This window comes from Litoreibacter janthinus (assembly GCF_900111945.1).
Taxonomy (GTDB): domain Bacteria; phylum Pseudomonadota; class Alphaproteobacteria; order Rhodobacterales; family Rhodobacteraceae; genus Litoreibacter; species Litoreibacter janthinus.
Genome location: NZ_FOYO01000001.1, coordinates 2,583,165 through 2,596,948 on the forward strand (window position 1 = coordinate 2,583,165; position 13,784 = coordinate 2,596,948).

The 13,784-nt window shown below is 56.8% G+C and carries 11 protein-coding genes and 1 pseudogene; 4 read left to right on the top strand and 8 right to left on the bottom strand.

All coding sequences use genetic code 11. The annotated features are described in order from the left end of the window. Together alaS and recA are read right to left on the bottom strand one after the other, a co-directional pair. Positions 1-2,649 (bottom strand): alanine--tRNA ligase, encoded by a 2,649-nt coding sequence (alaS, locus tag BM352_RS12945; RefSeq protein WP_090217496.1) that lies wholly within the window; start codon positions 2,647-2,649, stop codon positions 1-3. 152 nt (positions 2,650-2,801) lie between these two features. Then, positions 2,802-3,899: a recombinase RecA gene (gene recA / locus BM352_RS12950; protein ID WP_090217498.1), complete on the bottom strand. Its 1,098-nt coding sequence runs from the start codon at positions 3,897-3,899 to the stop codon at positions 2,802-2,804. A 179-nt stretch (positions 3,900-4,078) separates the two neighbouring features. On the opposite strand from recA, the gene BM352_RS12955 reads away from it, so the two are divergent. Further along, the gene (locus tag BM352_RS12955) at positions 4,079-4,693 is read left to right on the top strand and encodes a sulfotransferase family protein (protein ID WP_090217501.1); all 615 of its coding nucleotides are present in this window, start codon (positions 4,079-4,081) and stop codon (positions 4,691-4,693) included. A gap of 13 nt (positions 4,694-4,706) precedes the next feature. Here the strand turns inward: BM352_RS12955 and BM352_RS19160 are convergent, their stop codons facing one another. The 4 genes and pseudogenes from BM352_RS19160 to guaB all read right to left on the bottom strand — a co-directional run bounded on the left by BM352_RS19160 (position 4,707) and on the right by guaB (position 9,725). Next, positions 4,707-5,186 (bottom strand): response regulator, encoded by a 480-nt coding sequence (locus BM352_RS19160; RefSeq protein ID WP_245780988.1) that lies wholly within the window; start codon positions 5,184-5,186, stop codon positions 4,707-4,709. Positions 5,187-5,207: 21 nt separating this feature from the next. Continuing rightward, positions 5,208-6,937, bottom strand: a pseudogene (locus BM352_RS12960) (two-component system sensor histidine kinase NtrB); the annotation flags it as partial. 157 nt (positions 6,938-7,094) lie between these two features. Beyond that, positions 7,095-8,276 (bottom strand): RsmB/NOP family class I SAM-dependent RNA methyltransferase, encoded by a 1,182-nt coding sequence (locus tag BM352_RS12965; protein WP_090217503.1) that lies wholly within the window; start codon positions 8,274-8,276, stop codon positions 7,095-7,097. After that, positions 8,277-9,725, bottom strand: a complete 1,449-nt coding sequence (gene guaB / locus BM352_RS12970) for an IMP dehydrogenase (RefSeq protein WP_090217505.1) — start codon at positions 9,723-9,725, stop codon at positions 8,277-8,279. 26 nt (positions 9,726-9,751) lie between these two features. Here guaB and BM352_RS12975 point away from each other — a divergent pair, with 26 nt between their 5' ends. Beyond that, a complete protein-coding gene (locus tag BM352_RS12975) occupies positions 9,752-10,294 on the top strand; it encodes a YaiI/YqxD family protein (RefSeq protein WP_245780990.1) in 543 nt (180 codons plus the stop codon). Here the strand turns inward: BM352_RS12975 and BM352_RS12980 are convergent. Both BM352_RS12980 and BM352_RS12985 read right to left on the bottom strand, forming a co-directional pair. Further along, positions 10,291-11,034 (bottom strand): RlmE family RNA methyltransferase, encoded by a 744-nt coding sequence (locus BM352_RS12980; protein WP_090217507.1) that lies wholly within the window; start codon positions 11,032-11,034, stop codon positions 10,291-10,293. The genes BM352_RS12975 and BM352_RS12980 overlap by 4 nt on opposite strands. Positions 11,035-11,106: 72 nt before the next feature. Further along, positions 11,107-12,249: a Ppx/GppA phosphatase family protein gene (locus BM352_RS12985; RefSeq protein WP_090217509.1), complete on the bottom strand. Its 1,143-nt coding sequence runs from the start codon at positions 12,247-12,249 to the stop codon at positions 11,107-11,109. A gap of 263 nt (positions 12,250-12,512) precedes the next feature. Between BM352_RS12985 and BM352_RS12990 the strand changes: the two genes are divergently transcribed. Together BM352_RS12990 and BM352_RS12995 are read left to right on the top strand one after the other, a co-directional pair. Further along, positions 12,513-12,812: a virulence factor gene (locus BM352_RS12990; protein WP_090217512.1), complete on the top strand. Its 300-nt coding sequence runs from the start codon at positions 12,513-12,515 to the stop codon at positions 12,810-12,812. Positions 12,813-12,843: 31 nt separating this feature from the next. After that, positions 12,844-13,773 (top strand): methylenetetrahydrofolate reductase, encoded by a 930-nt coding sequence (locus BM352_RS12995; RefSeq protein ID WP_090217514.1) that lies wholly within the window; start codon positions 12,844-12,846, stop codon positions 13,771-13,773. Positions 13,774-13,784 lie beyond the last annotated feature (11 nt).

Here is a 13,784-nt window from a genome sequence, read left to right on the forward strand (position 1 = left end):
CTATCCTCCAATGACGGCCTTCGCCGCGCTGATTGCTGCGTCTGAATTCTCGGCGCTTGCGCCGCCGCCTTGCGCCATCGCGGGACGACCACCGCCCCCCTTACCACCAAGCTCCGCAACAGCGGCACGTACCAGATCGACAGCCGAAAGCTTGTCTGTCAGATCGTCCGTGACACCCGCGGCAACTGCGGCTTTGCCATCTGCGTCTGCGATCAAGACAACAGCCCCTGACCCCATACGTGCTTTGTGCTCGTCGATCAAAGCGGGCAGATCTTTGCCGGAAACGCCGGAAAGAACCTGCGCGAAGAATGCGGTGCCACCAACGTCTTCGTCAGAGGCTTGGGCCGCTCCGCCGCTCATCGCGAGTTCTCGTCGCAGCTGGGCCACTTCGTTGCTCAGGGATTTGCGTTCGTCCAACAAGGCTTTCACACGCGCAGGCACATCCTCGGCAGAGGATTTCAGCGCCAAAGCTGTTTCGGCCAAACGAGAATCCTGCGCACTCAGGTGATCGAAGGCCGCCTGCCCTGTCAGCGCCTCAATCCGGCGCACACCTGCGCTGGAGGCACTGTCTCCAAGCGTCACGAACATCCCGATATCGCCGGTTTGCTTAACATGTGTGCCGCCACAAAGCTCGATGGAATAGGTTTGGCCATCCGCACCTTTACCCGTCGCCTCACGGCCCATGGACACCACGCGAACTTCGTCGCCGTATTTCTCGCCAAACAAGGCCTGCGCGCCGATTTCGCGGGCATCATCCGGCGTCATGATCCGCGTCTCGACCGAGGAATTCTGACGGATAAATCTGTTCACGTCAGCCTCGACCTGCCGCAACTCTGCCAGCGACAACGCTTTGTTGTGGCTGAAGTCAAACCGCAGCCGATCTTCCGCGTTCAAAGAGCCACGTTGCGCAACGTGATCACCCAACGCTTCGCGCAGGGCTTCATGCAACAGGTGCGTCGCCGAGTGGTTGGCACGGATTGCACTGCGGCGGCTGTGATCCACGACCAGCGCGGTGCCCGCCCCGACGCGCAATTCGCCTTCGGTCACATCGGTAAAGTGGATGAATACGCCAGCAGACTTCCGCGTATCGGTCACGGTGCCTGCGCCAGCGTCGGTTTTCACTGTCCCGCGATCGCCAACCTGCCCGCCACTTTCAGCGTAAAACGGGGACTGGTTGAAAACCAACTGCACCGTTTCACCCGTCTTCGCCGAGTCAACCTGCGCGCCATCTTTTAGGATCGCCAGCAGCTGACCCTCGGCCTTCTCAGTATCATACCCCAGAAAATCTGTAGTGCCGTGCTTGTCTGCGATGTCAAACCAGACAGTGCTGTCAGCCGCCTCCCCCGAGCCCGACCAGGACGCCCGCGCCTTGGCTTTCTGCTCGGCCATCGCCGCGTCGAACCCGTCGACGTCAACACCGCGCCCTTTTTCGCGCAAAGCGTCCTGCGTCAAATCAAGTGGGAATCCGTAAGTGTCGTAGAGCTTGAATGCCGCCTGCCCTGGCAGTTCAGCACCGTCGGCCAGGCCACCAAGCTCATCGTCCAGAAGGCGAAGGCCGCGCTCCAGCGTCTGCTTGAAACGGGTCTCCTCCGCACGCAGGGTTTCTTCGATCAGGGCCTGCGCATGACCCAATTCAGGATAAGCCGCCCCCATCTGCCCGACGAGCGCGGGAACGAGCTGATACATCACAGGGTCTTTCGCCCCTAACAAATGTGCGTGACGCATCGCACGGCGCATGATGCGGCGCAAAACATAGCCGCGACCGTCATTGGCGGGCATAACTCCGTCCGCAATCAGGAACGACGTCGAACGTAGGTGGTCGGCAATCACGCGATGATGGACATTCTGATCCCCGAACGGATCGGTCGAGGTCGCATTCGCCGAAGCCTCAATCAGTGCTTTAAACAGATCGGTGTCGTAGTTGTCGTGGCTACCCTGCAACAGCGCCGCAATCCGCTCCAGCCCCATGCCGGTGTCGATGCTCTGCATATCCAGTGCACGCATCGAGCCGTCCTCAAACTGCTCGTTTTGCATGAACACGATGTTCCAGATTTCGATGAAGCGGTCTCCGTCTTCTTCGGGGCTGCCCGGAGGGCCACCCCAAATATGCTCACCATGGTCGTAGAAAATCTCGGTGCATGGGCCACAGGGTCCAGTCGGCCCCATCTGCCAGAAGTTGTCAGAGGTCGCGATCCGGATGATCCGCTCCTCAGGCACGCCAAGGCTTTTCCAGATATCATACGCTTCATCATCAGTATGATAGACGGTCACCGACAGCCGGTTCTTGTCAATCCCGAAATCTTTGGTGATCAACTCCCAAGCAAATGCAATCGCCTCATCCTTGAAATAATCGCCAAAGCTGAAATTTCCCAGCATTTCAAAGAAGGTATGGTGACGCGCCGTGTAACCCACATTGTCCAGGTCATTGTGTTTGCCGCCCGCCCGCACACATTTTTGCGCTGATGTGGCGCGCGTGTAGTCGCGGGTCTCGACCCCTGTGAACAAATTCTTGAACTGCACCATGCCCGAGTTGGTGAACATCAACGTCGGATCGTTGCGCGGCACCAGAGGGCTGGATGGTTGCACGGAATGGCCCTGCTTTTCAAAGTAGCGCAGGAAGGTCGAGCGGATGTCATTCAGGCTGGGCATAAGGATCACTTTGCGTTGTTTGCAACAGCAAATATCCCTCCACGTCCTGCAGGTAAAGCCATCCCCTGCGAATTGGCTTTGTGAAACGAAAATGGGCGGCCCGAAAGCCGCCCTTTTCTATTTTTAAGACTGCGATTTTAACCGCCGAGTCATTACTCGCCTTCAATCAACCCATCGCTGTCGTCGTCTGCCACCGCAGCTTTTTCGATCTCTGGCATGTCGAATTCAAGCCCATGCGCGGCGCGGATTTTATCCTCGATCTCAAGCGCAATGCGGGTGTTCTCCTTCAGGAAGGTCTTGGCGTTCTCACGACCTTGCCCGATACGGTCATCCCCATAGCTGAACCATGATCCAGATTTTTCGACGACCCCGGCTTTGACGCCCAGGTCAAGCAATTCCCCCATCTTGGAGATGCCTTCGCCATACATGATGTCAAACTCAACCTGCTTGAACGGCGGCGCAACCTTGTTTTTCACCACTTTTACGCGGGTTTGGTTGCCAACCACTTCGTCACGGTCTTTCAGCGCGCCAATACGGCGAATATCAAGGCGGACGGACGAGTAGAATTTCAGCGCGTTCCCGCCAGTTGTGGTCTCCGGGCTGCCGAACATCACGCCGATCTTCATCCGGATTTGGTTGATAAAGATTACCATACAGTTCGAGCGCGAAATCGAACTTGTCAGTTTCCGCATCGCTTGGCTCATCAGACGCGCATGGACGCCGACAGAACTATCGCCCATGTCGCCTTCAAGTTCCGACTTCGGTGTCAAAGCAGCCACAGAGTCGACAACAACCAAGCTCACAGCACCGGAGCGGACCAGCGTATCGACGATTTCAAGCGCCTGCTCGCCCGTGTCGGGTTGAGAAATCAGCAATTCATCAAGATCGACGCCAAGCTTGCGCGCATATTGAGGATCAAGCGCGTGTTCTGCGTCCACGAAGGCACATACACCACCGCTCTTTTGCGCTTCCGCCACGCAATGCAGCGTCAGCGTTGTCTTACCTGACGATTCCGGCCCGTAAATTTCGATGACCCGCCCTTTGGGCAAACCGCCAATGCCAAGCGCGATATCAAGCCCCAGAGACCCAGTCGAAATGGCTTCCATTTGCTGAATTGCGTTCTCGCCGCCCAGCTTCATGATGGAGCCCTTACCGAACTGGCGTTCAATCTGTGCCAACGCCGAATCCAGCGCCTTTTGTTTGTCCGACTGGTCTTTAGGATTCATTTTAAGGAGTTCTGCTGTTGCCATGGTTTCGTCCCTTATTTCACACCGGCTTATGCGCGGCAATGACTGCTTATGTTCGCCTCTTGTTCTCACCTATATGAGGACAAAAAGAGAACACTTCAAGTAAAAACTTTAGCCATCTTTTCTGTGCACCGGTTAAGGAGTAGTTTAAAACATAGCAAAAACAGCCGGGCGCCCCCACAATGATGATCTTTTTTAAGGAGCGCCTCGCTTTCCTTGCCGTTCCTAAAACCGGAACATCAGCGTTGGAGCGGGCTTTAGGGTCAAAAGCCTCTGCTGTGTTCCGTGATCCACCGGGAATCAAGCACACCAATGCGCGCGGTTTCGAATCCAAGTATCGCAAGCTGTTTGAACGTGGAAACCTTCGGCCGATCGAAACAATGGCGGTGATGCGCGAGCCTGTCGAGTGGCTCGGAAGCTGGTACCGCTACAGGCAGCGTCCAGCGATCGACGGGCATCCCAACAGCACAGCAAACATGACCTTCGACGCGTTTGTCGCTGCATATCTATCCTCCGATCAACCTTCCTATGCTGAGGTCGGCAGTCAGGCCCGCTTTGTGACCGACAAAAGTGGGGATTTACTCGTCAATCACTTGTTCTCATATCGCGATCTCGGTGCAGCGGTTAGGTTCCTAGAGAACCGATTGAGCCACGAGATTACCTTGAAGGCCGTCAATCAATCGCCAAAGCGCGAACTGGCTTTGTCGCCTGACCTGCGGGCTGAACTTCACAAAAGATGCGCGCTAGATTTCGATATCTATGCCGCCTTAGAAGAAGGCCCATTGTCCCTTTCCTGAAGCGGTCTCGAGCTTACGCAGCCGGGCTGAGATGTGCTGCCACGGTCGAAGTCAGTTGATTAAGTGAAAACGGCTTCGGCAGAAAGACAGATTCCGGAACGGTGAGTTGTTCTTCCACTGCACTTCCATCTGCATAACCCGACATAAAGACAACCCGAAGGTGCGGGCGCAATTTGCGGGCCTCTTTCACCCAGGTCGGGCCATCCATCCCAGGCATGATGACATCGGTCAAAACCACATCAACATCCAAGCTACAGTCTTCCAGAATATCCAGTGCGGTTTCACCACAATCCGCCTCGATCACCTGAAACCCGCGATACTGCAGGGCGCGGCTTGCGAACGCCCGGACCGGTGCTTCGTCTTCGACGAGCAAGACAACTCCATCCGCCGGTCCGGCATCCAGTTGAATGGGTTCAGGTTCGACAAACTTCGTCGCTACAACTGGTTTGTCATGTGTGGGAAAATAGATCGTGAAGACTGTTCCCTTACCCAATTCGCTATCAGCAAAAATAAATCCACCAGATTGCTTGATAATCCCATATGCAGTGGACAATCCGAGTCCAGTTCCATCGCCGGTTTTCTTGGTCGTGAAAAATGGCTCGAAATCTTGGGGAGTTTCTCGGCAGGGATGCCGCAACCATCGTCACTGACTTTGACCAAAACATAATCACCTGCCGGAACCACAGCGCGATCACGACGCAACTCCGAGTTGAGTTTTACGTTTCGCGTTTCAATTCCGATCTGCCCGTGCCCGCTCAACGCATCACGCGCATTGACCACGAGGTTCATCAATACTTGCTCCAGCTGACGCCGGTCCGCGCGGACCGACATCAGGTTGGGGTCATGTGTCAATGTCAGGGAGATCTGAGCTCCGACAAGCCTGTTCAACAAATGGGTCAGATCTGAGAGAGTGTCGCGCATATCAAGAACTTCCAACTGGAGGTTTTGTTTACGCGAGAACGCCAATAGTTGACCGACCAACGACGCTGCGCGATTGGCGTTTTGATTGATCTGCTCTAGGTCGGCAAAATCGTTATCGCCGGGATCATGTCGAAGCATCAGTAAATCACAATGACCAGAGATCGCGGTCAGAAGATTGTTGAAGTCATGGGCCACACCGCCCGCAAGTTGGCCGATCGCCTGCATTTTCTGGCTTTGAACAAACTGTTCCTCAAGGGATTTCAACTCAGTCGCGTCGTTTACAAGAACTATGATGGACACTTCGCCATCGCTAATTGCACGACCCAATGTCACCTGCACATACATCTCGTCAGGTCCTCGTCGACATTTCAGAACTTCAGTTCTATGCAACCCTTTGCCTTCTGCAGCCTCGGATAGCCACGCACTCAAGGGTCGCCCAAGCCCCTCGATTAAATCACTCATGTTGTCAGCGGGGTCTTCACCAAGGAACAACAACGATCGCGCAATCCGGTTCGAATCCTTGATCCGGCCAGTTGGATCCAGCTCCAGAAGCGCAATTGGGAAATCTTCCAACTGGGCCATGATATTTGCAGGGCGCTCTGTCTCGGTCACCGGGGCAAGAAAATATTCCGTCCGACCAAGTACCGCATCCACAATAATGACCATGACATCAACCGGGCCGTCCACGCCACTCACCACAGACTGTTGGCCTGAGCTGTCTGGGATAGTCGGAAAAATTGCGCTCAGTGACTTGGGCCGCTCACCTGTGAGTTTTCGCATCGCTTCGTTCATGAACAACACGGTGCCTGACCCGCCGGTCGTAAACATCGGGAGCGACAGCCTGTCTGCAGCGTGACCCGCGCCGGGTTGATCGGGCTGGCCGTTTATGCGCCAAACCAAATTTTCAGAGTTTGCCACTCGGTAAGTGGAAATGTCGAAATTGCCGCGACGGGTCACCACATGCTCATGCGCGGAATCGGCCTTTTGAGCCTTTGCCTGAAGCCGGAACACTATTGCGTTCGCATTGCCCATGAGTTGCCCGAGCACTTGTTCGAGCGCATCGCCCTCGGGCGAAGAGAACAAATCGAGCGCAGCTACATTTCTTGACAGGATAAAGCCGGATGGGTCAGTTACGAATACCGCCATATCATCATGGGCGATGAAATCTTCAAATGATGACGCATCCGATGCGCCAGCGCTTATCGCTTGATGCTTTAGTAGAATGCCAATTGCCACAAAAACGCTGGCGAAAGCGACACCGGCGAAAACACGGACATCAGGAATGAGCAGGAAAGCGAGTGCCAGAGCGATCGCCAAAGTCATTGGTAGCCATTGCCGCGCGGCCAAACCTGCCCTAGCCCGGTCCAGAACGCTTCGTGTCTCTACCAGTTGGTTCAAACCCCGCACTCCAAATAGAATCAATCCCCAAAACCTTCAGTCAGAAGCCTTAATTGGCCCTTAACGTCATGGCTTTGGATGACTATTTAAAGCTTCGGTCATTCGTCAAGTACGCGATATAGAACCCGTCGCCGCCTTCCAGCGGGGAAAACCTGCGCTCAAACTCACAGCGCCAGCCGCCATGATCCGTGCAAAACCGGGCGATCTGGGTTTCGTTTTCACGCGAGAAGACCGAGCAGGTCGCGTAGGCCAGAACGCCGCCATCTGCCACCAGGTCCTTCGCCTCGCCTAAAATAGCTTGTTGAACTGCAAGCAACTCCTCAAACGCGGCCTCTGAGAGCGACCACTTTCCTTCCGGCGACCGCCGCCATGCGCCACTGCCTGAGCACGGTACATCGCATAGCACCAGATCAAACGGCCCCTTGGCGCGACACTGTTCTTTGGTAAGAGTTTGAACCTTCACCCCTGCCCGTTTGGCGCGCGGGCCAAGGTCGCGCAGGCGCTGCGTATTGAGGTCATGCGCGAACAATTGAGCATCATTTCGATCCCCGTAAGCCAGCACTTTACCGCCGCCGCCAGCGCAGTAGTCCAGCATACGCCCGACGGGTGGGAGTTCAGCGCAAAGCGCCTGAGACGCGGCATCTTGAAGCTCTACCAGTCCATTCTGATACGCACCACTCGCGGCGACTTTTCTCGGATTTTCAATCACTTGAAGTGCGGTCGACGCGAGTTCATGCGGTTGTGCAATCACACCATCGGCAGCAAGCGACGCAATTGCCTGCTCTCGCGTCCCTCGCGACAGGTTCACCCGAAGAAACACCGCAGCTCGGTCGGTTAGAGCTTTGGCAACCGCCAGCGCGTCGTCCCCAACCGAGACCTTTAATTCTCGGGCTAACCAATCCGGCATGTTGAAAGCCATGTCACGTGAGATTTCTGGCTCGACTTCGTTCAGCCCTGCCGCTTCCTCGGCACTCAGCGGCCCGGGAGCATGCCCTTCTCCTGAGAAAACGTCCTTCACCTCGTCCGATGAAGCGCCTTGCGCCGCATGACACAGAACAAGCGCGCGCGCCGTCAGTCCCAGTCGCGCGTATTCCCCACGTTTTCGCAGACAATCAAACACGATGTCGCGCACAGCGGCACGGTCCTTGGAGCCCGCAAAACGCGACCGGCGCGCCCAGTTGGTGAGCGCCTTTTCTGCAGCGGTGCCTGACAGATATTGGTCAAGCACCTCGATCGCCGCTGACAGGCGCGCCGAGGGCGTCATTTAACCCACCCGGTAGTTCGGAGACTCGCGGGTAATCTGCACGTCGTGCACGTGGCTCTCTTTCAGGCCCGCACCGGTAATGCGTACGAAATTCGCGCGCTCATGCATGTCCTTGATCGTGGCGGAGCCGGTATAGCCCATGGCTGCACGCAAACCGCCGACCATCTGGTGCACAACCGCGCTGGCGGAACCTTTGTAAGGCACTTGCCCTTCAATGCCTTCTGGGACCAGCTTGTCAGATGCAGCATCCTTCTGGAAATACCGATCGGCCGAGCCGCTCGCCATAGCGCCAAGAGACCCCATGCCGCGGTAACTTTTGAAGCTACGGCCTTGATACAAAATGACTTCTCCGGGGGATTCGTCCGTGCCTGCGATCATTGAGCCGACCATCGCGCAGCTTGCGCCAGCAGCAATCGCCTTCGCGAAATCGCCCGAAAATTTGATACCGCCGTCGGCAATAACCGGCACGTCACCGGCCCCCGAAGCGCAGTCCATGATGGCCGTCAGTTGGGGCACGCCCACACCGGCAACCATACGGGTGGTGCAGATCGAGCCTGGACCAATGCCCACTTTCACCGCGTCCGCCCCTGCGCCGATAAGTGCGCGCGTTGCCTCTGTTGTGGCAACGTTGCCTGCAACGACTTGCACCTTGTTGGAAAGCTTCTTGATCCGCTCCACCGCGATGCCCACCCCTTCTGAGTGCCCATGCGCCGTGTCGATGACGACCAAATCGACGCCTGCATCAATCAAGGCCTCGGAGCGCTCGAACCCGGCATCGCCAACAGTAGTGGCTGCAGCCACGCGCAGGCGGCCCAGCTCATCCTTGCAGGCCTGCGGGTTCAGCACCGCCTGCTCAATATCCTTGAGGGTCAAAAGCCCCGTCAGTTTACCCTTCCCGTCCACCACCAAAAGCTTTTCGATACGGCGGCTTTCCATCAACGACTTGGCCTCGCCCAGATCGGCAGGCTCGCGCAACATGGCAAGGTTGTCATTGGTCATCATTGCGGACACCGGCGTCCTGTCGTCGCTGGCAAACCGCATATCGCGGTTGGTCACGATGCCAAGCACATGTCCCTTAGCGTCGACCACTGGAAACCCGGACACGTTGTAGCGCTCTTGCAGCGCCTTCGCGTCGGCAAGGGTCTGGTCAGATGTCAGCGTGATCGGGCTGTAAACAATACCGCTTTCAAACCGCTTCACGCGGCGGACCTGACGGGCCTGCTCTTCGGTATCGAGGTTGCGGTGGATCACGCCAATCCCGCCAGCCTGCGCCATGGCGATCGCCATCCGGGCCTCGGTTACTGTATCCATTGCTGAAGAGAGCAAAGGAATGTTCATCGCAATCGATTTGGTCACAAAAGTGCGCGTGTCAGCCGTTGATGGCAGCACGTTGGATGCGCCTGGAACAAGCAACACATCGTCAAAGGTGAGGGCCTCGCGAATCTCCATGGGGCAACTCCTTGGGGAGGGTTCGTTTGGCAGTTTCCTATTTCATGGATTTCGCAGATGCGAAAGGGCAGATTTTGTGGCAAATGGGCGCAAACACGTTCGGAGCACCAAATATGCCAAATATTCTTGTCGACGCCGACGCCTGCCCCGTCAAAGACGAGGTGTTCAAAGTCGCATATCGGCTTAACACGCCCGTCACCTTGGTCGCCAACAGCTACCTGCGGACGCCCAACCATCCGTTGATTTCCATGCAGGTGGTCTCTGACGGGTTTGACGCGGCGGATGACTGGATCGCAGAAAACGCGACACCCGCAGCCGTGGTCGTCACCGCCGACATCTTGCTGGCAGGGCGCTGTATCGAGGTTGGCGCAACGGTCCTGTCTCCAACGGGAAAGCCGTTCAACACGTCAAACATCGGCGGCGCTATCGCCACGCGGGCCATTATGGCGGACTTGCGGGCGGGGCTGGAACAGACGTCTGGCCCGGCGCCCTTCTCCCAAAAAGACCGGTCAAACTTCCTGAACGCACTGGACCGTGAGTTGCAAAGGCTCAAACGTGAAGGACTTTAGTCCTCGCGCCCCTTGAACCCTTGGGCAACGACGAACTTTTCGGAGCTGTCCGACCGACTGGCCCCCGGCTTGAAATTCGCCACTTTCTTGAATTTCTGCTTGAGGATGTGCTGCAACTCCCCCTCCGCGCCGCCAGCCAAAACCTTGGCCACGAACACGCCACCCTCTTCCAGCACGTCGAATGCGAAATAGGCCGCTGCTTCGCACAAGGCGATGATCCGTAAGTGGTCTGTTTGCTTGTGACCGCAGGACGCTGCCGCCATATCGCTCATCACCACATCAGCGGGCCCGCCGAGCCATTCTTTCACTTTGTCATCGGCCCCTTCTTCAAGGAAGTCGAGAACATGGAGTTCGCAGCCCGGAATCGGCTCTACCTCTTGCAAATCTATGCCCAGCACCGAACCTTGGGACTTGCCAGCGCGTTCGCCCAAGGCGTTCACGCGCTTGGACGCAATCTGGCACCAGCCGCCAGGCGCACAGCCAAGATCGACAACGCGCTTGCCCGGTGTCAGGAAACGGTATTTGTCATCAATCTCGGAAATCTTGTAAGCGGCCCGCCCGCGAAGCCCATCGGCCTTGGCCCGCTTCACATAAGGGTCGTTCAACTGCCGCTGTAGCCAAAGCGTCGAAGACATGGTCCGCCCGCGCGCAGACTTCACCTTAACCTTCAGATCACGCTGTCCGCGCCCTGAGGTATTGCCGGTCTTGCCGCCATTCGGTCCGGTGGGTGATTTGGCCATGGTCTCAACTTCATTTAGTAAAATCTAATCCGAGAGAAGCCTCCCTATCTCTCCAGCCACATAAAGGCCAGCCTAGTAAGGCCCCTCCTCCAAGACGCCGTCGCTCGACATTTGCGCGTAAAGGAGACCTTCACGTAAGCCGCGATCCGCTACAGACAAGCGGTCGGTAGGCCAAACCCGTAGCAACGCTTGCAAGATTGCAGCACCCGACATGATCAATGCATGGCGATCTTTGCCAATCCGCGGGTCGGTCCGTCGTCCCTCTGGGCCCATGTGCAAATAGCTCTGGATCACGTGGTCGATCTGGTCGGACGTCATCCGAAGCCCATCCACCTTGTTTCGGTCATAGCGCTTGAGGCCAAGATGGGAGGCCGCAACGGTGGTCACCGTGCCCGAGGTGCCGACGATCTGAAAACCGGCACGGACTTGGTCTGCGTCAATATAGGGCGTGAACTCGGCTAAATTTTCCTCGAAGAACCACGACATCAACGCGAAGCGCGCGCCGTCATCGTCGACATCGACAAACTGGTCGCGCAGGGTTGCAACCCCCAACGGTACGGAAATCCAATCCACGACCTTAGCGGCAGGAAATTCGGTGTCTTTCGGGTCAAACCCCGTATGCAGCCGCATGATGGCACGAGGACGATCGACCTTGGGCACACGGCTCAGGTCGATCCAAACCAGTTCCGTCGAGCCGCCGCCGATATCGACGACCAGCAACTGTTCTGTTTGAACCGACACCAGTGGTGCACAGGAAATCACCGCCAAACGCGCTTCTTCCTCGGGTTCGATGATTTCAAGATCCAATCCGGTTTCACGCGTCACAAGGTTCAGAAATTCGACCGAGTTACTGGCGCGACGGCACGCTTCAGTTGCGACCAGCCGCATCCTTTTTACTTCATGGTGGCGCAGCTTTTTCTGGCAAATCTTCAAAGCCCCGACGGTGCGCGCCATCGAATTGCGCGACAGCTTGCCAGAGCTTTCAAGCCCTGCCCCAAGTTGAACCGATTTGGAAAAGCTGTCGACAACGTGAAACTGGCTACCCTTGGGCTGGGCAATCAGCATCCGGCAGGAGTTCGTGCCAAGGTCCAGCGCCGCGTAGAGGTCGGCTGGATCAGGTTTGCCTGCTTGCGCAGGAAGGGTCGCGGGCCGCGCGGTCGGCACTAGGGCCGGTTTGACGAACGGGCCCGCGCTGTGTGGCGGACGTTTCGCCATGGCGCAGGGCCTCCTAAAATCAGGGTTGCAAGCAGCGTAGGAGTGCAAATGCTCTGAAGCAAGCACAGACCTCGACCAACCTCATAAAAACCATGAATCATTTGGCGCGTGGCCCCACTGGCCTGCAACTTTGATCCATCCTAACTAGGTGGTGAACTGAATGGGGTCGCTCTGCCCTGTTCAAATGTCGAAAACACACCTTAGCCACGCGCAAGGGACGCCTAGTGTCTCTGAAACGGCTCGCCAAAAGAAGGATTCGAACGATGCCAGATGTGACCATAGTTTACTGGCGCGACATTCCCGCTCAGGTCATCGTGGGCAAAGGTCGGCGCGGCCATAAAGTCCAGCTTGAGGAACGGTTCGAGCAAGCCATTGACCGGGCCGCCATGAAGGTCGGAGCCAAGGACGCGGATGCCTATCTAGCCGATTGGCGCAAGGCGGCACCTTACGAAGTCGAAGGCGACCCCCAAGAGGTCGCAAAAGCCGAAGCGGCCCGACTAGAGGCCGAATACGACACCGACAGGATCAAGCAGTTGATCGCGAATGATGGCAATGCCGTCTGAAACGATGGTCACACGCATTAGGGAGGGTCTCATGGCCTTGTTAAACTTCAAACGCAGCGCACCGGCGACCGAGACAACCGTAAACCCGCAGGTCGAGAGCTTCCTAAAGGATTACTCTATCGAGGTGATGCCCCGCACGGCCGAAAAGGTTGAAGATTTCCGCGAGTTGCTGCCCGCAGGCACGCGCGTCTATGTGGCCCATATCGAAGGCACACCCATCGAAGACATGGTCGCAACGGCCGCCCGCCTGAACCGTGACGGCTACAAGGTTATGCCCCATTTCCCCGCGCGCATCATCAAAGACGAAGCTTCGCTCGCAGACTGGATTGCCCGCTACCAAGGCGAAGCTGACGTCAAGCAAGCATTGCTGCTTGCAGGCGGTGTGGCAGAGCCTCATGGCACATTCGACAGTTCAATGCAGCTTCTGGAAACCGGTCTCTTCGGCAAAGCTGGTTTCGATCGCATTCATGTCGCCGGCCACCCAGAGGGCAACCGCGACATCGACCCTGATGGCAGCATGAAGAATGTCGATGAAGCTCTTGCTTGGAAACAGAAGTTTTCTGAAACGTCAGATGCAACGATGGCGCTGGCGACCCAATTCGCTTTTGAGGCAGGTCCGATCATAGAATGGGCAAATGCAATCAAGGCCGCGGGGATCGACCTGCCAGTTCACATAGGCATCGCCGGCCCTGCTAAATTGCAAACCTTGATCAAGTTCGCCATTGCCTGCGGCGTGGGCCCGTCGCTCAAAGTGCTCCAGAAGCGCGCGATGGACGTCACCAAACTACTGCTCCCTTATGAGCCAAACGAGGTGATCACGGCGCTGGCAGCACACAAGGCGGCGAACCCCGAATTCAACATCGAGGCAGTGCATTTCTTCCCGCTCGGCGGCATCAAGACAAATGCCAATTGGGCAATCGCAAATGGCGGCAGCTCCGCCGTTCCAGCAGACCAAGCATAAGAAAGATCAAC